Raw genomic sequence first — 22,098 nt, 5'->3', positions numbered from 1 at the left:
AAGCGGCTTAGAAATACGGCGATCTGGAAATGCGGCGCCTTAGAAATAGCGGCGCGCGCGGCTTTCGGTCAGCTCGCGCACCGCCTCGCGGAATTCGCGCAGGCTGGCGCGGATCTCGTCGATCTCGCCTTGCTGGTCGGCAGGTGGCCGGCCGAGCTCGCTACCGGCAGGAGACTGCAGATGGTAAGAGGCGGGCGATGCCGAATGATGATCCTCGTACGGATCGGTCCGGCCATGGTCCGGCCGATACGAATAGGAATAGCCCTGCTCGTAAGGCAGCCGGAAATTCGCCCGCTCCTGTGTCTCGGCCCCGGTATGGCGCTCTTCACGATCGGGCGCGCGCCAGGCGCTTTCGGGCGGGACAGAATCCAGATCGGCCGTTTCAGCCGGCTCGCGCCGCACGAAATAGCGAACCGCCGAGGCCAGCGAGCCGAAGAGCCCTGCACGGCCGGCGTCGTTGTCGGGCGTCGGTGGCGGCGTGACGGATTGCGCCGGAGCCGGCCCGGCGGCCGACACCGGCGGAGGGGCCGGGGGTGAGGCAGGCGGCGGCGTAAACGAAGCGGCTGAGGGCGGTGCATAAGATGCCGCCGCTGAGGGCGGCGCGAATGACGGAGCTGGCGGCGGCGTGAATGACCGAACCGGAGGCGGAGCAACAGGTGGAGCCGGCGGCGGCGTCACGAGCGGCGGCGGCGCCGGCGGCGGAGCGGCTCGGTTGGAATTGCTCTCCACCCTGGGACCACGCTCATCGATCCCGCGCCGCGAGCGGTTGTCGGCCGTCTCGCGCAGGCTCGCATAGATGCCGCGCAGCCCGCCGAGGCCGATGCCGGCGAACAGGCCGCCGAACAGGCCTGCCAAGGCCACCACCGCGCGCGACGGCCCCTTGGCCTGCAGCGGCGCATAGGCATCCGAAATGACGCTGATGTTGGCGGTGTTGATGTCCTTCTGCTCGCCGGTTTCCTTGGCGCGCAGCAGGAACTGTTCGTAGACCGAACGCTTGGCGGCGGCCTCGCGCTCCAGTTCGCGTAGCGAGACCAGATTGTTGTTGACATCGCCGCTCTGCACCTTGGCTTGCGCCAAGCGCGAGGACAGGTCCTGCTCGAGCTGGACGGAGCGCTTCAGGTCGACCTGCAGCGAGGACGCGATGCGCTGCAGCTCGGCGCCGATGCGCTCACGCGCGCCGGCGAGCTGGGCGTTGAGCGCCCCGATTTCCGGATGCCGCGGTCCGAGCTTGACCTCGGCGCGGTCGGCTTCCTGCTTCAGCGCCGCGTATTGCGAGCGCAGCTCGCTCATCATATTGGAGTTGATCTCTTCCGGCAAAGTGCCGCTGAGGACCGAATTGACGTTCAACGAGCGCGCCGACGCGGCGCGGGCGTTGAGCTCGAGCGTGCGGGCGCGGGCGACGGAAAGCTGCTCGTTGAGCTTGAGCATCTGGTCGTCGCTGATCAGGTGGCCCTGCGCATCGACGAGGTCGTGCGTGGCCCTGAAATCCTCGACGTTGCGTTCGGCGGTCTCGACGCCCTTGCGCAATTCGTCGAGCCTGGCGGTGAGCTCGTCATTGGCGCGGCCCGCCGTGCTGGACTGGATCTCGCTGGATATCTGCCTGAAGGCCTTGACCATGGTGTTGGCGATCAGGGCGGATTTCTCCGCGTTCTGCGTCGTGGCGCTGACCGAGACCACAAAGGTCTTGCCGCCACGCTCGACGTCGAGGCTTTCATACAGATTGCCAACCGCCAGCGCGCGCTTACGCGCCTCATCGGCGGCGCCCGCGTCCTGCCGCGACAGGAGCGAGCGGAGCGTCGACATCAGGCCAAAGCCGCCCTCGCCCTGGCCGTTGAACTCAGGATCGTTGGTTAGGTTGAGGTCGGTGACGACCTTGTTGAGAACGGTTCCCGAGGTCAGGATGCGGACCTGGTTCTCGACGATGGCGAGCGTCGCATCCGAGGCGACCACGTTCTGCGTCAGGTCGCGATCGGTGAGCTTGAGGTCGCGCGGGTCGACGATGACGTCGGTGGTAGCTTCATATTTCTTTGGTGTCGACAGCGCGATGGCGACGCCGAGCGCGGCACCAAGAATGGTCGTCGACAGGATCAGCGCCTTGGATCGCGTGATACCGTGAACGACCTGCATCGGGTCGATCAGCGGCTTCCATTCCTCGGTATCGCCGCTGGCCGGCGGCCGGCGCGTATGAGGTTCGGAAGCGGCTTGCGGCTGATGGCTCCCCGACGGGGATTCATAGAAGGGCCCGGATGAAGGGGACCGATTTCTTCCGCGCCAGTCATGTTCGGTTTCGACCGGCTCCGATTCCGCTTGCACCTGGTCGGGGCCAAAGCCTTCGGTATCGCCGGGCCGCGGATTCAGCTTTTCTTCGCGCTCAGAACGCGCGGCGCGGTGGCGCGCGGCGGCGTCCTCGCGCCAGGAGGAATTGGCCCGGTCGCCGATCGAAACCGTGTTGTCGTCGCCACGCATGGCTTGGCCGAGTGCGAGCAGAGAACGCTCGCGCTTCCAGTCATCACGGTTATCCCTGTCGACCATTGTCCTGGAACTTGCTCTCTGGCGGCTTGCGCGCGGCGGATCGGCCAATCGTTAAGTCACGCTAAACGGGCATAGGAAACAAACGGTTAATTTTGCATCCGGGTCCGCACGGTTTCTCGCCCTGTTCGCGGCATTTCGGCGCCGCCGGACGGGCGCCAGAACGCCGCGTTAAACTTTTCCAGCCTATCTATCGCCCCGGATATGACCCAGGCCAGCGACATGCCGCAAAGGCGGAGCTTCGCGCGGATCGGCCACTTCGTGGCCACCCGCCGGAAACTGGTATTCGATTATTTCTCGGCGATCAGCGGCGCCGGCGGCCGGCTGGTGTTTTCGCTCGCCTATTTCATTGCTTTGGCCAACACGCTTTCGATCGCCGAATTCGGCATGTTCGCGACCGCCTCGGCCGCCGGCATCATGCTGTCGCGCATCCTGGCCTTCGGCTTCATCTCGGCGCTCTACCGCACCGCCACGATCCGTCCCAACCTGATCGGCACGTTCACGGCCGGTTTCCTGCTTCTGGGCGTGTTGTCGCTGCCGTTCCTCGCCGCCGCATCCTATGGCGTCTATCTGATCTTCTTTGCCGGCACCGTGCCGCTATCGGCCTTCGCCGCGGTCGTCTTCGCCGAGGCGCTTTTGTGGCGACCTGTCGAAGTGGCGCTGATCGTCAACAACGGGCTCGGCAAGTTCGGGCGGGCGGCCGTGCTCGCCATCCTGGCGACGGCGCTCAGGGCAGTCGGCGCGATCCTGTTCATGCTTGGCGCGCGGCACACGATCGGCGTCTGGTCGCTGTTCTATATCGGCGCCAATGCCGCCTCGCTCGTCGTCGCCTTCGTCTTCTTCTATCCGCGCCAGCGGCTGAGGCTGCGCGCCGAGCTCTATTTCCGCCGGCTCGCCGATTCCGTCTATGTCGCCGGATCCGAAGTGCTGTTCTATCTGCAGATGGAGTTCGACAAGCTGCTGGTGCTGTCGATCGGCGGACCGCATCTGGCCGGCATCTATGCCATCATCATGCGGCTGGTCGATCTCACCGCGATCCCGATCCGCACCTTCTCGATGATGCTGGTGCAGCGCATGATGCGTGCGCCGGAGCTTCTGTCGCGGCTGGCGGTGAAGAGCGGTATCGAAGGCGGCGTGTTCCTGGTCTCGACGCTGGCGCTGGCATCGCTCGGCATCGTGCTGCATTTCTTCCCGAACGCGCTTGGCAAGAATGTTGCCGAGGCAGCGCCGCTGGTGGCTCTCGCGGTCTGCGTTCCCGGCCTGCGCAACCTCGTCGAATACCAGGCAGAGCTGCTCTTCGCGCGCGGCCAGACGGCGGTGCGGGCGATCAATCTCGGTCTGCTCGCCGGCTTGAAGGCGGTGCTCTTGACCTATGTGCTGACGACGATCCCCGACACGCCCAACCTGGTATCGTCGCTCAACATCGTCTTTTTGCTGCTTTATCTCGCCTCGATGCTGCTGACCTATTCGGCAATGCGCCGGCCCGCGAAAGCTATCTGAGCCTTACGCGGTAAGACCGATCAGGCGGCGGATGCGGCCGATATCGGTGCCGATGAAGGACTGCATGCCGATCGCCACCTGTTCCGGCGCCATGGTGTCGACGAAGCGGCGGAATTCGTCATCCGAGAGCGGTTCGCCATTCCAGTGGACGCGGCAAAACTCCTCCGAACCGTGGAAATGGCCAGCACCTTGAAGCAGGTCGTCGATGTAGCGGCCATAGATCATGCATTCGGAGAACCGGCGCGCCGAACCGACGACGCCAACCCAGTCGCGACCATGCACCTTCTCGATGCGCTCGCACATCGCGTTGACCGTCTCGCGGCGCCAGGCGATCAGCGTCGAGATATAGTCGTGGCTCGATGCATTGGCGGGATCGATGCCGAGCGCGGCGCCAGCGTTGCGCGACCAGATGCGATGCTCGTCATGACCATCGTTCGACAGCACGCCGTCGCGCCGGAACAGCCGCACCTTGCCGTCGCGCCAGAAGGCGCCGGTGTCGAACGGTTTCAGGAAGGCGACATCGGAATCGCAGAAGATCAGCACGTCTTCGCTTGCCTGCCCGGCAATGGCGATGCGGCGCAGCTGCTGCACATGCCAGCCGCGCAGCGGCTGCGTTTTGAGGCTCAGCCAGACGCGGCGGCGAAAGCCGCTCAGCGGATCGTCGAAGACATGCAGCCAGCGCGGCAACAGGTCCCGCTCGTCGACAACGCTGCGGCGGCTGCCTTCCAGCTGGCGAAACAGCGCGACGTCGCGGTGCTCGGTGAGGATGTAATGATGCGTCATGCCGGTGAGGTGGCGGTCGATGGTCTCGCACAACAACCGGCAGCGCTCGAAATCGGGGGCGTAGCTCGCGGTGACGATCGCTGCCAGGGGAGCACGCGGCAGCGGTTCTATAGCGGTGGCGGTATCCGGCACGAAGCGGCTGTTCACCGGCGCGCCTCCAGCCGGCGCGGGCCGAGCGACAGCTTCTGCCTGACGACGCGCCACAGGAAGAGCGGATTGCCGACGATATAACGGCGCCACAGGCGGCCGGGTTCGATCCACAGGCGGAACAGCCATTCGAGCCGCAGCCGGCGCAGCCATCGCGGCGCGCGCGGCACAGAGCCGCTCATGAAATCGAGCAGCGCGCCGACGGCGACCGGCAGCGTGCAATGGCGGCTGTCGATGTGGCGCTCGATCCACAATTCCTGGCGCGGCACGCCCATGGCGACGAGCAGCACATCCGGCCGCAGCCTGGCAATGCGCTCGAGGATCTCCGGCTCCTCGGAGGCGGAGAAGAAGCCGTCATGGACGACGACGAATTTGTGCTGCATAGCCAGTGTCGAGAGCTTCGCGGATGCGGCTTCGGCATTGGCGCGCGTCGTGCCGAGCAGCGCCACGGTCAGCGGATGCGACGAGGCCTGCAGGAAGGCCGGAATGAAATCGGTGCCGTTGAGATTGCTGGGGAAAGGCGCGCCGTAAAGCAGCTTTGCCGCCATGTCGACGCCGACACCGTCTGGGAGGATGAGGAAGTTTTCCAGCGCCTCGGCAAACACCGGGTCGGTGCAGGCAAGGTTGGCGTTGTGGGCGTTGAGGAAGCTCACCTTGGTGAAGCGGCGCTCGTCGATCAGCCTTGTGAGCAGAGCGATGGCCTCTTCCCAGCCGATGGCCAGCACCGGAATGCCCAAAATGGTCTTCAGCGTATCGAAGCCGAAGGCGGCGCGCGCTCTGTGCATGTTCATGCGGCGGCCTCCTGCATGACGGCGCCGAGCTTCTCCAGACCAAGGCCGATCGCGGCGTCGAGCGCCTTCAACTGGCGGCGGTGGAAGGCGCTGCCATCGACGTCCCGGACATTGGCCGCTGCCGCCTGCAGCGCCGTCGCGAAAGCAATCGGGTCGTCGGTCACGACGCAATTGTCGGGACGATAGCCGATGCCGCGCAGCGAGCGACTGGTGGCGACGGACGGCAGGCCGAGCTCGAAGGTCTCGATCGTCTTCAGCTGTACGCCGCTGCCGGCGGTGCTGATCAAGGGGATGACGGCAGCGCTGCGCACAAAGGCCTGCGCATCCGGAACCCTGCCGACGAAGGAGACGCCGGGATGGGGCGAGCTGATGCCGGAAGGCAGGTTGCCCGCGATCCTGATGCGGAAATCCGGCTTCAGATGCGGCACGACCTTCGTCAGGAACCAGTCGAGGCCGATGCGGTTCGGCTGCCAGGTCCAGGTGCCGATCAGCGCGGCGTCGCAATCGATATGGCGCTTCGCCTTGCCTATCGGCGCCTGCGCACAGGTCACCAGCGGCAGCACCGCCGAGCGTCTGTCGGAGGCGACGCCAAGTGCCGCGCGGTCTTCCTCGGCCAGCGTGAACACAAAGCGGGCGGCGCCGCACAGGCGCTCCTCCATGACCTTGAGGAGTCTGGCTTCGCGGCGGAACATCCAACGCTGAAGCGCGTTGCCGGCCGCGGCCGCATTTTCCTCGGCCGAGCGATGCTCGACATTGTGCGCGACGAAGACGAATGGACGGTCGGTGAGCACCGTCTCGAAGGCGCCGGCGAACTGCACGGAGTTCAGGACATAGCCGTCGAAGGGACCGGCGCGCTCGATGGCGTCGCGGACTTGCGCGTCGGAAACGACGCGCAGCTTGACCGAGGAGAAGGTAAGGCCGGAGAGAACCGCCTTGCCCAGCCAGGCAAGCTTTTGCAGCGGCGGAGCGCTTTCGGTGCGGACCTCGACGGCGTCAAGCACGATGGTGTTTTGCGGATCGGACGGCGTCTTCCCCGGCCAGATGAAGCCGATCACCGTCACGCGCACGCCGGCGCGCCGCAGCGCATCGATGATCGCGGCATTGGCAATCTCGTAGCCCGAGGCGAGAGCGCCGTCGGGCACGATCGATGTGGCAAACAGCAGATGCATCTCACCTATCCTTGGCTGCATCCGGTAGCAAAACGCGGTGAAGCCTTGATTAAATGGCATTGTCAAAGGCCGAAGACCCGACTTTTCCGACAGACCGGCGGGAAGGTGATTAACGAAACGTTATCACCGCGATGCTATCGAGGGCTCAAACTCACGCCGCTGGAAACGGATGATCCCTTTGCCGTCCGACGCTTCTGTATCGATCGCGGGACGGTCGCCGGGGCTCGCCGCCGAGACCGTCGAAGCGATCGTGACGCTGCCGACTTTCAAGCGGCCCAAGCAGGTGCTGGAAACCCTGGCTTCGCTCAAGGCGCAGCGGACGGACCGGCGCTTCGCCGTCATCGTCATGGAAAACGAGGCCGAAGCGCGCGAGGGCGCAGCCGCGGTGCTGCCGCTGTTCGAACGCGGCGAGATACCCGGCCTGGTCATCATCGCGCATGAGCGCGGCAATTGCAGCGCCTACAATGCCGGCTGGCAGACGGCGATGCTGCAGTTTCCCAATTTTCGCCACCTGCTGGTCATCGATGACGACGAGATCGCCGAGCCAGACTGGCTGGAGCGCATGTGCAAAGCCGCCGAGACCCTTGGCGCCGACATTGTCGGCGGTCCGCAGATACCCATCTTCGCCGATGCCTCGCATGCCCGATGGGCCGAGCATCCGGTCTTTGCACCGCCCTATCGTGAAACGGGTCGCGTCCCGGCGCTTTATTCATCCGGCAACCTGCTGGTGGGGCGCAACGTGCTTAAGTCCATGGGACCGCCCTTTCTCGACCTCAGGTTCAATTTCATGGGCGGCGGCGATTCCGACTTTCTCAGCCGGTCGGCGCAGAAAGGCTTCGTTCTCGGCTGGTGCGCCGAGGCAAAGGTCAACGAGACCGTGCCGGCCAGGCGCGTCGAGGCCGACTGGATCCGCGCCCGCAGCCTGCGCAACGGCGTGATCTCGACGCTGGTCGAAAAGAAGAAGCGGGCCGGCACGCCGTTTGCCGGCGCCAAAGTTTTCCTGAAGAGCCTGGCGCTGCTTGCAGCCTCGCCGCTGCGCGGCGCCGTCCGGCTGGCGCGCACCGGCTCGCTGACGACGAGCCTCTATCCGGTCTATGTCGCGCTCGGCCGGGTGCTCGCCGAATTCGGATATGCCAATGAGCAGTACCGGCAGCCTGAGAAGAATTGAGCGCGCGCCGCTCGGCGCCGCCTTCACCAGGGAAGGTGTGGCGACGGCTATCGCCGCGCTCCTGTTCACCGTCATCATGGTCTCGTTCCGGCCTTTCCAGCCGGCGGGCGCAGAACTGACCGGCGACGGCGGCGACATCGTCAACCAGCTCGGCTTCGGCTCGCTCGGCGCGGTCTCCATCTTCTCGCTGCTTGCCTTCGCCGATCCGCGCGTGGTGCGCTCGCTGGTGAGTCTCTCCTGGGCGCTGATGCTGGGCTTCTTCTTCCTGTCGGTGGTGCTCGCCACCGATCCCCCCGCGGCAATGCGCGCGGCCTCCTTCACCATGATCGGCATCATCACCATGGCGACCATCCTGGTGCTGCCGCGCGATGCAGATTCCTTCGCCAGGGTGGTCATCTTCACCGCCGTGGTGGTGATCGGCCTTTCCTATATCGGCCTGATCGTCTTCCCGCATGAGGCGCTGCACACCGCCGACTCGCAGGAGCCGGAGCATGCCGGCTTGTGGCGCGGCGTCTTCACGCACAAGAACATCGCCGGGCCGGTCATGGCCTGTTTCAGCTTCGCCGGACTCTATCTCTTCCGGCGCGGCCAGCGCTGGTGGGGCGCCGGCATCTTCTGCGCGGCAATGGTGTTCATGCTCCACACCGGCTCCAAGACGACCGCTGGCCTCGTCCCGTTCTCGATCATGATCGTCGTGCTGCCGAGCCTCATCGGCATGCGGCTGGGCACGCCGATCCTGTTCGCGCTGGCGATCATCGCGACCGCCGTCGGCACGCTCGGCATCGTCTTCATCCCGCCGGTGAAACATCTGGCGGCAATCTATTTCCCCGACCTGACCTATACCGGACGCACGACGCTTTGGGAGTTCGCCGGCGAGATGCTGGCGAAGAAGCCGTGGACCGGCTACGGCTATGAAAGTTTCTGGGGAACGCCGCTGCTGCTCAACCAGGACCAGCCCTTCGATCGGCCCTGGGATATCCGCACCATCGTGCATGGCCATGACGGCTATCTCGACGTCGCGGTGCTGATGGGCATCCCGGCGCTCTGCGTCGCTGCCTACACCTTCCTGATCGCCCCCTTGCGCGACTACATGCGCATCCCGGCGCGCAAGGAAAACATCTTCCTCGGCGATTTCTTCATGATGGTGGTGCTGTTCACGGCGCTGAACGGTTTCCTGGAAAGCTTCTTCTTCCATCGCGGCGATCCCGTCTGGCTGTTCTTCGTGCTGGGCGTGCTCGGCTTAAGGCAAGTCTCGCTGCGACCGATCCCGGTTCGCCTCCCCCGCTGATCCGGGACTGTCGATCTCCCGCCACTGGACTTTTCCAGCGCTCCGCAATTGTCTAAGGAGAGCCTTCTTTTCGGAGGCTTTCATGACGATCAGGCTCGTTCTCGCCGGTTGCGGCAATATGGGTTACGCCATGCTCTCGGGTTGGCTGAAATCCGCCAAGCTCGAGCCGCAGTCAGTGTTCGTGGTCGAACCCAATGCCGAATTGCGCCAGCGCGCCCAACATCTCGGCTGCCGCGCCGCAGCTGACGCCGCAGCCATCCCGGCCGACGCCGTGCCTGATCTCGTCGTCATCGCGGTAAAGCCACAGGTGATCCGCGAGGTGACGGCGCAGTACAAGCGCTTCGGCGACGGCAGGTCCAGCTTTCTCAGCATTGCGGCCGGCACGCCGGTCGCCACCTTCGAAGAAATTCTGGGCGAGCTCGCGCCGGTGATCCGCTGCATGCCGAACACACCGGCGGCGATCGGCAAGGGGATGATGGTGGTGTTCTCCAACCCGCTGGTCTCCGATGACATCCGCCGCTTCGTCCTTGAGCTGCTTTCGGCGAGCGGCGTCGTGACGACGATCGACGACGAAGGGCTCATGGACGCCGTGACGGCCGTCTCCGGCTCCGGCCCGGCCTATATCTTCCACTTCATCGAGGCGCTGACCGTTGCAGCCGAGAAGGCCGGCCTTCCCGCCGAAACCGCGAAGCTGCTTGCCATGCAGACCGTCTTCGGCGCCGCCTCGCTCGCCGCGGAATCGGACGAGGAGCCGGGCGTGCTGCGCCAGCAGGTGACCAGCCCCAACGGCACCACCGCCGCGGCTTTGGCCGTGCTGATGGGCGGGGACCGCCTGACGAAGCTGGTCACCGAAGCCGTGGAGGCCGCGCGGCTTAGGTCGATAGAGCTGGGGAAATGATCTTCGTTCCATAGAGCATGTCATCCTGAAGCCGGCGCAGGGCGTGGAGCCTTGTTGTCCGGTCCGGCACGGCGTTGTCCTCAGTCAACAGCTCGCCCTTCTTCGTCGGCTTCAGCACCTTGCCGCCTTCGAGCAAGCCGACCGGGACGGCGCGACTGGCGCGGGCGTCAGTGACGGTCATGGTCCAGGAGCGGTAGCAGGTCTCGCCGATGGCATCGAAGATCTCCCCGGCGGCGAGGTCGCGCTTGGCGACCGCGCAGACTTCCGCCACCGGCCTCGGCAGAGGCACCATGTCGGGCTTGCCGTAGAGCATGATGCGGGCGGCGGTGAGCGGCACCTCCAGCGAAGTCAAGTGATAGGGCCGAAACAAGCCGTAATAAGGGCCTTTGCCGACATGGAGATCGTCCATGCGCTCGACAACACGCGGATGTGTCGCCTCGACGATGACGAAGACGCCAGGCGCCACACCCTTGCCGATCGTGTAATCGACGACGCCTTTCCTCGACAGGAGGCCGCCATCCTCTTTCGGGATCAGCACCCTGGCCAGTTCGTCGCGGTCGGCCTTGGGGCCGTGCATGCCGGGAACATCCGGGACCAGGCCGGTGGCATTGGCGATGGCGCACATCTCGACCATGGTCTTCGAGCCGTCGACGAACTCGACCAGCATGCGCGGGTTCATGTTGCGGCGCGCCGCCTCTTCCCGATAATCATCCGGAACGGCGTCGTGGTTGAGCGGATTGTTCTTGCCCTTGCCGGCCGCGACGATGCTTAGCCCGAGCGCCGAGGCGAACTCGATCAGCTCCATGCAGCTCGAAGGTTCATCGCCGGCGCCGACCGAGTAGACAACTCCCAACCGGTCTGCCTGCTGCTTCAGGTAGCAGCCGATGGTCACGTCGGCCTCGACATTCATCATCACCAGATGCTTGCCATGCTGCATGGCCATCAGGTCGAAATCGGCAGCGACCCCCGGCTTGCCGGTGGCGTCGATGACGACGTCGATGAGCGGGTTGGTGACCAGCATCTCGTTCGAGGTGATGGCGATCTTGCCGCCTTCGATCGCCCGCGTGACCTTGGAAGCGGTTTCGGCCTCTACCGCCATCGCCTCGTCGCCATAGGCGATACGGATCGCGTCACGGGCGGTGTGCGGACGGCGCGTGGAGATGGCCGCGATCGAGATGCCCGGCATCAACATGCCTTGCGTCACCAGATCGGTCCCCATCTCGCCGGAGCCGATGACACCGAGCCGCACCGGCCTGCCCTCGGCGGCGCGTCGGGCAAGATCGCGGGCAAGCCCGGTCAGGGCGATATTGGTCATGCAACAAAATCCAAGGCTGTTTGCTCGGCCCGCAATACCGGGAACGATCCGCGTTTGCCAATCAAACCAGGCTGAAATGGCGATTTCTTGCGCATGCTTTGCAAGGCCGCAGCAGATTTCGCGGGAACTTGCGCATGGCCGCCGCACGATTCGCAGTTCCTTTCAGACCACAATCATCGCAACGCGCTTTGAACTAGGGAGTCTCGACGAGCGCGCCCGGTTTCTGTGCCATTTTTGCTACAGGCTTTAACCCTAATGCCGGAAAACGCAATTTTAGCGGGTGTCTAATCCATTATATGCTCACACCCTCGAAAAATCTGATAGATACTGGCCGAAAGCTCCGGTGGCAGGCTTGGGCAAATAAGCGCCATAAAAACAAACGGCGCGGGGATAGTTACGGGGTAGAAATGACCAGGACGGGTAAAGTTACCGTCGGCTGGCGTGTTGCGCTTGCCATTACGGTGTCAATGCTGGCTTGTGGTAGCGCCAGCGCACTCACGCTCAAAGAAGCCGTCGCCGTCGCCGTGGAATCCAATCCGGAGATTGGACAGGCGATCGAGAACCGCGAAGCAATTGAATTCGAGCTGAGACAGGCCAAAGGCCTTTATCTTCCCAGCGTCGATCTGGAGGCATCGACCGGCGTTCGGCGCCTGGACAACGACACACGGCGCGCGCTCGACGAGGACCACAAAGCCCTCTATCCGAACGAGGCCGATCTCACGGTTTCGCAGACGCTTTATGACAGCGGCGCAAGGCGGGCCGAACTGAACCGCCAGGCCTCGCGCGTCGATGGGGCTTCCTTCAGGGTTCTGGAACGGTCCGAGTTCATCGGACTTGCAGTCGTCCAGGACTATCTGGAATACATGCTGCAGGCTTCGATCGTGGTCGAAGCCAAGAAGAACCTCGGCTTCCATCAGTCCATTCTCAGCGACATCAGGCAAGGCATCGCGGGCGGCGCGCTCAACGACGCCGACCGGCAGCAGGCCGAGGAACGTCTATTTGCCGCCAAGGCGCGGATGCAGGAAGCGACCGAAGAACTAGAAGCTGCCAAGATCCGCTTCTTCAAGAATGTCGGCAAGCCGCTGACCAACGCATCGCGGCCGGCCGATGTCGCGGCCGCCCTGCCGCGGTCGCTAGACGATGCGATCGGGCTCGCCAGGCAGAACAATCCACGCGTCCACATGGCCAACAGCGACATCGACGCCGCCGCTTCGCTGGTCGACGCAGCGCGGGCGAAATACGGCCCGACCATTACCGCCGAGGGTGTTGCCCGGGGCGGGTATGACATAGACGGCGACAATGGCGATGCGAGCGACCTGCAGGCCCGGGTGGTGCTGCGCTGGAACCTCTATCGGGGCGGCATCGACAAGGCCAACGAACAGGAACAGATCCGCCGCACCAGCGAGCAGCGCCTTGCGCTGCACCAGGTGCTGCGCGAGATCGAGGAAGCCGTCCGCACCTCGTGGGACCGCCGCTTCCGCCAGGCGGAACTGGCAAAGACGTTGCGCCAGCAGGCAGCCACCAATGAAAAGCTGGTTGCTTCCTATCGCGAGCAGTTCAAGGTCGGGCAGCGCTCGTTGCTCGACGTGCTTGATGCCCAGAACACGCGCTTCAACACCGCGACGCTGGCCGACACATCGTCCTATGCGTCGCTGTTCGCGGAATACCGGCTGCTGGCCGCAACCGGGGAATTGCTGAAGACACTCAACATCCAGCCGGCCAAGCAGTCCGCGGCCTACGCCCGTGAGGAATTCGGTGCGCCGGCTACGGCCGATACCGAGACTTATGCGCGCGCGCCGTCGGAGCAGAAGAACGATCTGCCGTTCGACATCCTCGCGCCGGTCAGGAAAAAGTAGCCGATGTAGCGTCGATCTTCGGTCCTTCGGGGCGGATCGTGAACCAGCAACCTAATATCCTATCGCCCAAGGAGGCTTTCAAGGCCTGCTTCTGCGCTGTCGCGGCCTATCTCGGCAGGCCGAGCGCGGAAACGGTGCTGTTCGCCGGCGTGCCGATCTCGGAAACGCGCATCGGGCCCGACGAAATTCGCCATCTGGCCGAGCGCATCGGGCTGGAGGTTCAGGATTTCAGCCATCGCGATTTCCTGCGCGGCCGCTTCGATCTTCCGGCGATCGTCTTTCGCGCCAGCCAATTGCCGATCGCTCTCCTGGCGGAAATGGAGGGCGGGCAATATCTGACCGCGCCGCAGGAAAACGGCCGCACCGCGATCGGCAGGCCGGAACTCGCCGAAAGCTATATCAGCGGCGGCGCGTCCTTCTCGATCACCTATGCCAACCAGGCCGAGGAGATGACGGTCGGCACCGCCGCTCGGATCGAAAGGCGCCATTGGCTGACCGGCACCATGGGGGCGTTCTGGCGCACCTACTCCAAGGTGGTGCTGTCGGCGGTCTTCATCAACCTGCTGGCGATCGCCTCGCCGATCTTCACCATGAACGTGTACGACCGCATCCTACCCAACAAGGCGATCTCGACGCTCTGGGTACTGGCGCTCGGTATCGGCGCGGCCATCCTGTTCGACCTGCTTCTCAAGACGGCCAGAGCGTCGCTGATCGATTATGCCGGCCGCAAGGCGGACCTGCGGATTTCCTACCTGCTGTTCGAGAAAGTGCTGAATTCCTCGCTTTCAGCGCGGCCCGGGTCGACCGGCGAATATGCAAACCGCGTCACGCAATATGAGTTCGTGCGCGAGTTCTTCACCTCAAACACGATCAGCGTCTTCATCGACACGATCTTCGTCTTCGTCTTCCTGGCTGTGATCTACGCCATCGGCGGCTGGCTGGTGATCATACCGGCGCTGGCCTTCGTCATCTCCGTCATTGTCGGGCTGATCACGCAGCGGCGGATCGGCAAGCGGGTCGCCGCCTCAATGAACGAGGCGTCGCAGCGCCAAGCCCTGCTGGTCGAGTCCATCTCGACGCTGGAGACGATCAAGTCGCTGCGCGCCGAAGCCTATCTGCTGCGCAAATGGGGCGAGCACTCGAAGAACGCGGCCAACACGTCGGAAAAAATCAAGGAGCTCTCGGCGGCGGCGGGCAACATCACCGGCGCCATCCAGCAATTCGTGACGGTCGCCCTGGTTGTGGCCGGCGCCTATGCGTTCTCGGAAGGCCAGGTCTCGACCGGCGCCATCATCGGCACCGTGATGCTCGCCGGCCGCGCCGTGGCGCCGCTCGGTCAGATCGCCATCACGCTTGCCCGGTTCCGGCAGGCCATGCTGTCGCTCAAGATCATCAACACGATCATGTCGCAACCGGAAGACCGCCCCGACACGGTCGGCTTCGTCAACCGGCCGATCCGCAGCGGCGCGCTGGTCTTCAAGAATGTCGGCTTTGCCTATCCGGGCACGGAAAACGAGGTTCTGAGCGGGCTCAACATCGCGGTCAGGCCCGGCGAACGGGTCGGCATCATCGGCCGCATCGGCTCCGGCAAGACCACGATGGGCCGGCTGATCGGCCGGCTCTTCCTGCCGACGTCGGGAGAACTGCTGTTCGACGGCATCGACATCCGCCAATACCACCCCTCGGAGGTCCGCGCCGCGGTCGGCATCGTCGCGCAGGCCGGCGACCTGTTTTCGGGAACCATCAAGGAGAACCTCCTGATGGCGGCGCCGGAAGCGACCGACGAGGAGATCATCGACGCGGCGAAAGCCGCCGGCGTCGACGACTTCGTCTCGCGGCATCCGCGCGGCTACGACATGAATGTCGGCGAGCGTGGCACGAATCTGTCGGGCGGGCAAAGGCAGGCGGTGGCGATCGCGCGGCTGCTTTTGACCAAACCGAAGATCGTGTTCCTGGACGAGCCGTCGGGTTCGATGGATCTCGCGTCCGAACGGCAGTTGATCAAGCAGCTCAAGGTGGCGTTCGACCGCAGCACGACGCTGATCGTGTCGACCCATCGCTACAGCATGCTGGAGCTTGCCGACCGCCTCATCGTCATCGACCAGGGCCGCGTCGTCGCCGACGGGCCGAAGGAACAAGTCATCCAGGCGCTGCAGAAGGCAAATGCCTGACCGGAACGTATGGATATGCTAGCAAGGGAAGACCGGCCACCCCTATTCGCCTCGGCCTCCGTCTACATCGTCGGAGCGCTGTTCGTGTGCTTCACGGCCTGGGCATCCTTTGCCGAGGTCGACGAGATCGCGCGTGGCGACGGCAAGGTGATACCCGCTTCGAAGACGCAGATCATCCAGGCCAGCGAAGCCGGCGTGGTGCAGGAGATCGCCGTCCAGATCGGCCAGACCGTCAAGAAGAACGACCTCATCATCCGTCTCGACAATTCGGGCAACACGTCGAGCCTTGGCGAAGAGAAGGCCAAGGCGCGAGCGCTGCAGGCGCGCATCGCCAGGCTGCAGTTCGAGCAGAGCGGCAGTGTCGAAGGGTCGTTTCCCTGTCCGGCGGAAATCCAGAAGGTCGCGCCGGAGATTTGCGACAACGAGCAAAAGCTGCTCGTCGCGCGCCGCGACAATTTCGAGGTCAAGCTGTCGGTTCTCAAATCACGCCTCGACCAGCGCGAGAAGGAACTCGACGAGGCCACCGCCAATGCCGACCGCCTGTCCAAGAGCCTTGCCGTCACCGACCAGGAAGCGGCGCTGGTCGAACCCATGGTCAAGAAAGGCCTGATGGCCAGGACCGAACAGATCCGCGTCGAGCGGGAACAGACCGACCTTCGCGGACAGCTGACCCTTGCCGGCGAGACCATCAAGAAGAGCCAGGGGGCAATCACAGAAGCGCAGCTTCAGGTGAACGAATTGGGGCTGCAATTGCAGCAGGAAGCATTGAGCGACCTGACGCAGGCGCTCGCCGATCTGTCCGTGGTCGACGAAACCATCCGCGGCGCCACCGACAAGGTGGCGCGCACCGACATCCGCTCGCCGGTCGACGGCATCGTCAACACGCTCGACGTCAACACGCTCGGCTCCTTCGTCCAGCCGGGCGCCGTCGTGGCCGGCATCGTGCCGACCTCCGAGACGCTGCTGGTCGAGGCCCGGGTTTCGCCGCGCGACGTCGCCTTCATCCAGCCGAACCAGGAGGCACTGATCAAGGTCACGGCCTATGACTTCTCGATCTTCGGCGGCATCGAGGGCAAGGTCTCCAACATCACCGCCGACAGTCTCGTCGACCAGAAGACGGGCGAGCCCTATTACCAGGTGCGGGTCGCCACCGACAAATCGACGCTTACAAGGAACGGCAAGACCTATTCGATCATCCCTGGCATGATCTGCTCGGTCGACATCAAGACCGGACGCAAGACGATCCTCAACTATCTTTTGAAGCCCATCAACAAGGCGCGTCAGGAGGCAATGAGTGAGCGGTAGCGCCATCCATCCGGACACTTCGCGCGAACGGCTGCTGCCGGCGCTCGCGGCCGAGGATTTCGGCCCGGAATTCCGCGTCGTGGCGCGCGGCGGCGTGCGTCGCGGCATCCGGCTGGAGCGCGCCTTCTGGGTGTCGCTGAAGCAGATGGCCGAAAGCCGCAAATGCACGATCGGCATGCTGGTCGAGGAGATCGCCGAACATCATCCCGATCAGGGCAATCTCACCTCGGCAATTCGCGTCGCCTGCATGCGCGGCCTTGCCGAGGAGAGCATGGAGCTGCGCAAGCTCGCTTCGATCCGCACGATCAACGCAATCCTGGTCGCCTGCCCCTCGCCCGCCTTCGCGCTATCTTCGTCGAAGAAGATCCTGGCCTTCAACACGCCGTTCCAGCAACTGGTCAGGCGCCAATTGCCGAGCGCGCCCGGCGAGGATGGGCGCCAGGACCTGAAGCTGGCGCTCGATCTCAACGTTCCCGATATCTTCGCCCGGCTCGACGCCAATGGCGAAACACCCGTGACCAGCGGCTTCGTCATCGGCGCCGGCGAGCGCCGCTATCGCGGCCAGCTCAGCGCCGTGCGCGCACCCGTCACCGAGCCGGAACTGCTGATGGCTTTCGTCTACAACGGCTGAGGCCATTCCAGAAAGCACGGGCCGGTTTTGTCGTCCGGAATTTGCGTAAAAAAGGAACGGTTGCCGTTTCTGTGAAACGCTGAACGTAGTCTACTGCCGCGGATTCGAAGCCTCTGATGGTTCCGGCGATCCTTCGCCCGGCGCTACGGTCGTGAAACCGCCGGCAACGTCGGCGATCTGCGCGCCGGACTTCGACCCGTGGATCCAGGCGCGATCGGTGCTGAAGGAATAGAGCGGAACATAGTCGGGCAGATCGCTGTCGCGCATGACGGCGTTGCCGAGGCTATCGAGGATGAAGGCGCCGCTTCCCGTGCTCACCGACAGGACGGCATGGAAGAACTTGCGGCGGCGATCCTGGAGCACCACCAGCGACATGCTCTGCGCCGGGATGCCGGCTCTGAGCAGCGCCGCCATCTTCAATATGGCGAAATCCTCGCAATCGCCGGCGCGATGCTCGAGGATTTCCGAAGGCTTCGCCCAATAGTCGAGCTTGCCGTAGACGGCCGTATCCGACTTGTAGGCGATCAGGCGATTGATGCTGCTGTTGACGAAGGAGAGCTTCTCGCGAAAGCCCTTGTCGGCGGCGATATTGACGATCTCGGCGAAAGCCGGGCTCTCGTGGTCGCAGACGCTGCCGGCGGTGCAATCGACGATGGCCCTGTAGACTGGAGCCCAGCGCGCCGCGACCGGAAAGTTGCGCATCGACAAAGCGACGGAGCCGAAGACGCCGGGAATGATCGCGGCAGTCTGGATCGGGTCGATGCCGGGATCGGCCGTGACGGTCGAATGCGCTTCAACCTTGCGGAACGCTGTATAGCCCGCCGAAACCTCTGCGATCAGGTAGGCGGCGGCCGGCTGCCAGGGCTGCGGCCGGGCCAGCGAAACGCCGCCGAGGCTCGCCGGCGCAAGCACCTTTTGCAGGATCGAAGCCACGGCCGGATTCACGCTGGCGGATGACGGATTCGCCTGAACGGCAAGGCCGATCGCCAGCAAGAGTACCTTGATCCCCGTCGGGGCTGCTTTTTGTATTTTCATAACGCCCACCTTTGACTGTGGACGCTACCAATCTTGTCTCAAATTATCGGAAATGAAGGTGGGTAAATTTCCGCGAATCACGCTATTCTATTTTGCATCAAATTTTATTCAAAATTATACTTCCATTTACCACGGCGGAAGGCGCGCGGCGCGGTCAATCCCGTCTTCGTTAAGATCATGCATATCCAGATATATGATCGCAATTTACCAAGTGTAAAAAATGCGATTCTCTACATATTCGAATATATGAAATAGATTGAATGTCTGTTGCAAAGCCCGGGCCTGCCATGTCTCTTTCCGGGAAATGCCGGAGGGGCTTTAGCTATGACGACCAATATCGAATTCGACGCCGTTTCAAATTCCTGGGACGAGCATACGAGCGCTGGTGAAAATCATATCTCGACGGGTGTGCAGGTCGCGCAGGCGACCTCCGGCCAGGCGGCGAGCGAGCCGGTGCCGGTCGATGTCGGCAGCGGCGCGCCGGCCCAGGGCGCGGCCAATACGCCGGCAGCCAACCAGCCGGCGGCCAATGCCCCTGCCAATGCCCCGGCTTCCAATGCCGCCCAAGGAAACGCGCCGGCTGGAACCGCGCCGGCGGCGAATGCCGCGGCTACGAACGTTCCGCATGAATACCACGCCGAAGCCGGCAATGTCGTGAAGCTGCCGGCCAATGTCTCGATCGACAATATCAAGGTCGACGGCCACAATCTGGTGCTGGTGCAGCCCGACGGATCCGAGATCGTCATCAAGGACGGCGCGCTGAACGTGCCGACCTTCATCCTCGGCGACGTCGAGGTGCCGCGCGTGGCGCTGATCGCCGCGCTCGAGGCCAGTCATGTCGATGTCGCCTTCGGCGCCGACGGCTCGATCTCGGCCGGCGGCAACGGCTCGCCGGGCAGCGCGGGCGGAAATTTCGAACATCCCGCAGGCGGGATCGGCGACGGCTTCGGCCTCACCGCTCTGCTGCCGCCGACCGACCTCGCGTTCGGCCAGCCGGAACATCGCGATCTGTTCCCGGGGTTGGCACCGAACCATACGCCGACGATCCTCGATCTGTCGCCTTCCGTCGATGGCGGCGACACCACCGTCAACGAGAAGGGCCTGGAGACCGCCAGCGCGACGGGGTCCGGCGAAGCGGGCACTAACCCGTCGGTCGACAACGACCCCTCCGAGCACAACACCGGTACCTTCACCATCAACTCGCCCGACGGCATCGGTTCGGTGACCATTAACGGCCAGTCGATCTCGGGCGCAGCCCTTGCAAACAGCGCGTCGTCACCGATCGACATCACGACGCCGTTCGGCAACATTCTGACCATCAACGGCTACAACGCCGCCACCGGCCAGGTGAGCTACACCTATACGCTGGAGCATAACGAGCAGCATCCCGGTACGGGCACCGATTCCATCTTCGATAACATGACGGTGACGGTCACCGACAGCGACGGCGACGTCTCGCTTCCCGGCACGCTTTCGGTGCAGATCGTCGACGATGTGCCGACGGCCATTGCCGACACCGATGCCGTGACTGCGGGCTCGCATACGCCAATTGATGGCAACGTCATCACCGGAGCCGGCAGCGACGGCAACGCCGCGGGCGCTGACGTCAAGGGCGCCGACGACGCTAGTGTGACATCGGCCTATGGCAAGGATGGCGCCGGTTCGGTGCAGACGGTGACGGACGCCGGCGTCTCGATCGCCGGCCAGTACGGCACGCTGCTTTTGCACTCGGACGGCAGCTACACCTACACCCGTGCGGCGAACACGCCCGGCGGCGTGGACGACGTGTTCCACTACACGCTGACGGATGGCGACGGTGATCAGTCGAGCACCACGCTGACCATCAATATCGGCAACGAGCCGCCGAAGCTGGGAGATATCCCGGCCGCAGGCGCCGACGGTGCGATCGTGTACGAGGCCGGACTGGCGAGCGGTACGCTGCATGACGGCTCGAATGCGGTAAGCGGCACGATCGGCTTCACCTCGCAGGACGGTGTGAACTCGGTGACGCTGGGCAACCATGCAGTGTCCAACGATTCCGGCAATCCGACGACATTCATCGACCCCACCACAGGCGGCACAGTGAGCGCGTGGTACGAGTACAACGGCGCCACCGGCGCCGGCACGATCCATTACAGCTACGAGCTGACGGCCGACTACCCCAGCGCCACGGGCGGCGATGGCGCCAATACCGAAGCGGCACCCAGCTTTGCGGTCGTGGTAACCGACCTGGATAATCAGCCGGCTTCCGGCAACCTGGTCATCAACGTCATCGACGACGTGCCGACGGCCAAGGCCGACACGGACGCAGCGCAGTCGGGCGAAACGGTGACCGGCAATGTCGAGACCGGCACGAGCACTCAAGGCGTCGGCGCTGCGGATACCGCCGGAGCCGACGGGATCGCGTCGATCGCCTGGACGGGTTCGGTAACGAACAACGGCGTCACGACGGTTACCGGCGCGCATGGCGTGCTGACGGTCTACGCCAATGGCGATTACAGCTATCACGCCAATCCGAACACGCCGACTGGCACCGACGTCTTCAACTACACCATCACTGACGGTGACGGCGATACCTCGCCGGCAACGTTGACTATCGACGTGACCGGCAGCCAACCGCGTGTGATGGCGGAGGTTGCGGCGGTGAATGAGGCGGGCCTCGACACGACGCCGCCAGCCGGCGATCTTGGCCCCGGGACGGTGGACGGCTCGCATGCCGGCGACGGCTCGGAGACGACGACGGGCACGCTGACCTTCTCGGATCCTGACGGGGCGACCGTGACCGGCGTTGCATCGGGCAATGTCGGCAGCGACGTGAGCGGCAATGTCGGCACGAACATAAATGGCACATACGGCATCCTGCACGTCAACGCGGACGGAACCTACAGCTATACGCTGACCAATCCGGAAGCGAATGTGCCGGCGGGCAACGACGGCCCCAATGTGCAGCCCGGGCAGGACGTGTTCACGTTCACGGTAACCGACGGCTTCGGCAATACATCCACTTCGACCATCTCTATCAATATCACGGATGATGTTCCCTCGATCACATTGAGCGGCACGGCCGCGCCGACGCTGACGGTGGACGAGAGCTACCTGACGGCGGCGACCAACGGCGGCGTCAACGGCTCGGGCACCGGCCCTGCCGGCTCGACGCATGCGGAAGGCTCCTTCAGCGGCGCCTTCACGGTGACGACGGGCGCCGACGGCGGCACGACCAGCTACGCGCTCAGCGTGACGGCCGGCCCCTCCAACCTGATCGACACGGCGACGGGCCAGACGGTGGTGCTGTCGATGAACGGCAATGTGGTCGAAGGCCACGCCGGCGCCGGCGGCCCGCTGGTGTTCACGGCCAGCGTGGATGCCAACGGCAAGGTGTCGTTCGATCTCGACCGGGCGGTGCATGAGGACAATGCCTCCAACACCCCCGACGACGCCACCAGCCTGACGGCCAACCTGATCCAGCTGACGGCGACGGTGACCGACGGCGACGGCGACAAGGCCTCGCAGTC

The 22,098-nt window shown here is 64.3% G+C and carries 15 protein-coding genes; 9 read left to right on the top strand and 6 right to left on the bottom strand.

The features are described 5' to 3' along the window. Positions 1–39: 39 nt before the first annotated feature. Positions 40–2,532 carry a GumC family protein gene (locus LB565_RS08100; protein WP_224582600.1) on the bottom strand — a complete coding sequence of 831 codons (2,493 nt, stop codon included), beginning with the start codon at positions 2,530–2,532 and terminating at the stop codon, positions 40–42. 201 nt (positions 2,533–2,733) lie between these two features. Between LB565_RS08100 and LB565_RS08095 the strand changes: the two genes are divergently transcribed. Further along, positions 2,734–4,029 (top strand): lipopolysaccharide biosynthesis protein, encoded by a 1,296-nt coding sequence (locus LB565_RS08095; RefSeq protein ID WP_224582598.1) that lies wholly within the window; start codon positions 2,734–2,736, stop codon positions 4,027–4,029. A 3-nt stretch (positions 4,030–4,032) separates the two neighbouring features. On the opposite strand, the gene LB565_RS08090 is transcribed toward LB565_RS08095, so the two are convergent. The 3 genes from LB565_RS08090 to LB565_RS08080 are packed head-to-tail and all read right to left on the bottom strand — an operon-like array spanning position 4,033 to position 6,919. After that, positions 4,033–4,959 carry a DUF6492 family protein gene (locus LB565_RS08090; RefSeq protein ID WP_224582596.1) on the bottom strand — a complete coding sequence of 309 codons (927 nt, stop codon included), beginning with the start codon at positions 4,957–4,959 and terminating at the stop codon, positions 4,033–4,035. After that, positions 4,956–5,750 (bottom strand): WecB/TagA/CpsF family glycosyltransferase, encoded by a 795-nt coding sequence (locus LB565_RS08085; RefSeq protein ID WP_224582594.1) that lies wholly within the window; start codon positions 5,748–5,750, stop codon positions 4,956–4,958. The genes LB565_RS08090 and LB565_RS08085 overlap by 4 nt, the downstream gene beginning before the upstream one ends. Beyond that, entirely contained in the window at positions 5,747–6,919 is a 1,173-nt protein-coding gene (locus LB565_RS08080) for a glycosyltransferase (protein WP_224582592.1), read from the bottom strand. The genes LB565_RS08085 and LB565_RS08080 overlap by 4 nt, the downstream gene beginning before the upstream one ends. Before the next feature lie 169 nt (positions 6,920–7,088). Here LB565_RS08080 and LB565_RS08075 point away from each other — a divergent pair, with 169 nt between their 5' ends. From LB565_RS08075 to proC, 3 genes are all read left to right on the top strand, one after another. Further along, entirely contained in the window at positions 7,089–8,087 is a 999-nt protein-coding gene (locus LB565_RS08075) for a glycosyltransferase family 2 protein (protein ID WP_224582590.1), read from the top strand. Then, complete coding sequence (locus tag LB565_RS08070) at positions 8,056–9,375, top strand: O-antigen ligase family protein (protein WP_224582587.1); 1,320 nt, start codon at positions 8,056–8,058, stop codon at positions 9,373–9,375. Before LB565_RS08075 ends, LB565_RS08070 begins: the two co-directional genes overlap by 32 nt. An 82-nt stretch (positions 9,376–9,457) precedes the next feature. Further along, entirely contained in the window at positions 9,458–10,273 is an 816-nt protein-coding gene (gene proC, locus LB565_RS08065; protein WP_224582585.1) for a pyrroline-5-carboxylate reductase, read from the top strand. Here proC and LB565_RS08060 read toward each other — a convergent pair. After that, positions 10,248–11,588: an NAD(P)H-dependent oxidoreductase gene (locus LB565_RS08060; RefSeq protein ID WP_224582583.1), complete on the bottom strand. Its 1,341-nt coding sequence runs from the start codon at positions 11,586–11,588 to the stop codon at positions 10,248–10,250. The two genes, proC and LB565_RS08060, sit on opposite strands and share 26 nt — an antisense overlap. Before the next feature lie 407 nt (positions 11,589–11,995). On the opposite strand from LB565_RS08060, the gene LB565_RS08055 reads away from it, so the two are divergent. The 4 genes from LB565_RS08055 to LB565_RS08040 are packed head-to-tail and all read left to right on the top strand — an operon-like array spanning position 11,996 to position 17,551. Then, entirely contained in the window at positions 11,996–13,444 is a 1,449-nt protein-coding gene (locus LB565_RS08055; RefSeq protein ID WP_224582581.1) for a TolC family protein, read from the top strand. Between the two features lie 38 nt (positions 13,445–13,482). Beyond that, positions 13,483–15,615 carry a type I secretion system permease/ATPase gene (locus LB565_RS08050; protein WP_224582579.1) on the top strand — a complete coding sequence of 711 codons (2,133 nt, stop codon included), beginning with the start codon at positions 13,483–13,485 and terminating at the stop codon, positions 15,613–15,615. A 15-nt stretch (positions 15,616–15,630) separates the two neighbouring features. After that, complete coding sequence (locus tag LB565_RS08045; protein ID WP_224582577.1) at positions 15,631–16,920, top strand: HlyD family type I secretion periplasmic adaptor subunit; 1,290 nt, start codon at positions 15,631–15,633, stop codon at positions 16,918–16,920. After that, positions 16,910–17,551, top strand: a complete 642-nt coding sequence (locus LB565_RS08040) for a ribbon-helix-helix domain-containing protein (RefSeq protein ID WP_224582575.1) — start codon at positions 16,910–16,912, stop codon at positions 17,549–17,551. Before LB565_RS08045 ends, LB565_RS08040 begins: the two co-directional genes overlap by 11 nt. Positions 17,552–17,641: 90 nt before the next feature. Here the strand turns inward: LB565_RS08040 and LB565_RS08035 are convergent, their stop codons facing one another. Beyond that, complete coding sequence (locus LB565_RS08035) at positions 17,642–18,586, bottom strand: transglutaminase-like cysteine peptidase (protein WP_224582573.1); 945 nt, start codon at positions 18,584–18,586, stop codon at positions 17,642–17,644. A gap of 324 nt (positions 18,587–18,910) precedes the next feature. Here LB565_RS08035 and LB565_RS08030 point away from each other — a divergent pair. Further along, on the top strand, positions 18,911–22,098 hold a 3,188-nt coding region (locus tag LB565_RS08030), incomplete at its 3' end, for a DUF5801 repeats-in-toxin domain-containing protein (protein ID WP_224582571.1).

The organism is Mesorhizobium sp. CA14 (genome assembly GCF_020165195.1).
GTDB lineage: Bacteria > Pseudomonadota > Alphaproteobacteria > Rhizobiales > Rhizobiaceae > Mesorhizobium.
This window is presented reverse-complemented; position numbering and strand designations above follow the sequence as displayed.

Coding starts and splice junctions, on each gene's coding strand:
- LB565_RS08100 (WP_224582600.1), bottom strand. CDS start 2,532: ATGGTCGACAGGGATAACCGTGATGACTGGAAGCGCGAGCGTTCTCTG.
- LB565_RS08095 (WP_224582598.1), top strand. CDS start 2,734: ATGACCCAGGCCAGCGACATGCCGCAAAGGCGGAGCTTCGCGCGGATC.
- LB565_RS08085 (WP_224582594.1), bottom strand. CDS start 5,750: ATGAACATGCACAGAGCGCGCGCCGCCTTCGGCTTCGATACGCTGAAG.
- LB565_RS08080 (WP_224582592.1), bottom strand. CDS start 6,919: ATGCATCTGCTGTTTGCCACATCGATCGTGCCCGACGGCGCTCTCGCC.
- LB565_RS08075 (WP_224582590.1), top strand. CDS start 7,089: ATGATCCCTTTGCCGTCCGACGCTTCTGTATCGATCGCGGGACGGTCG.
- LB565_RS08070 (WP_224582587.1), top strand. CDS start 8,056: ATGAGCAGTACCGGCAGCCTGAGAAGAATTGAGCGCGCGCCGCTCGGC.
- proC (WP_224582585.1), top strand. CDS start 9,458: ATGACGATCAGGCTCGTTCTCGCCGGTTGCGGCAATATGGGTTACGCC.
- LB565_RS08060 (WP_224582583.1), bottom strand. CDS start 11,588: ATGACCAATATCGCCCTGACCGGGCTTGCCCGCGATCTTGCCCGACGC.
- LB565_RS08055 (WP_224582581.1), top strand. CDS start 11,996: ATGACCAGGACGGGTAAAGTTACCGTCGGCTGGCGTGTTGCGCTTGCC.
- LB565_RS08045 (WP_224582577.1), top strand. CDS start 15,631: ATGCTAGCAAGGGAAGACCGGCCACCCCTATTCGCCTCGGCCTCCGTC.
- LB565_RS08035 (WP_224582573.1), bottom strand. CDS start 18,586: ATGAAAATACAAAAAGCAGCCCCGACGGGGATCAAGGTACTCTTGCTG.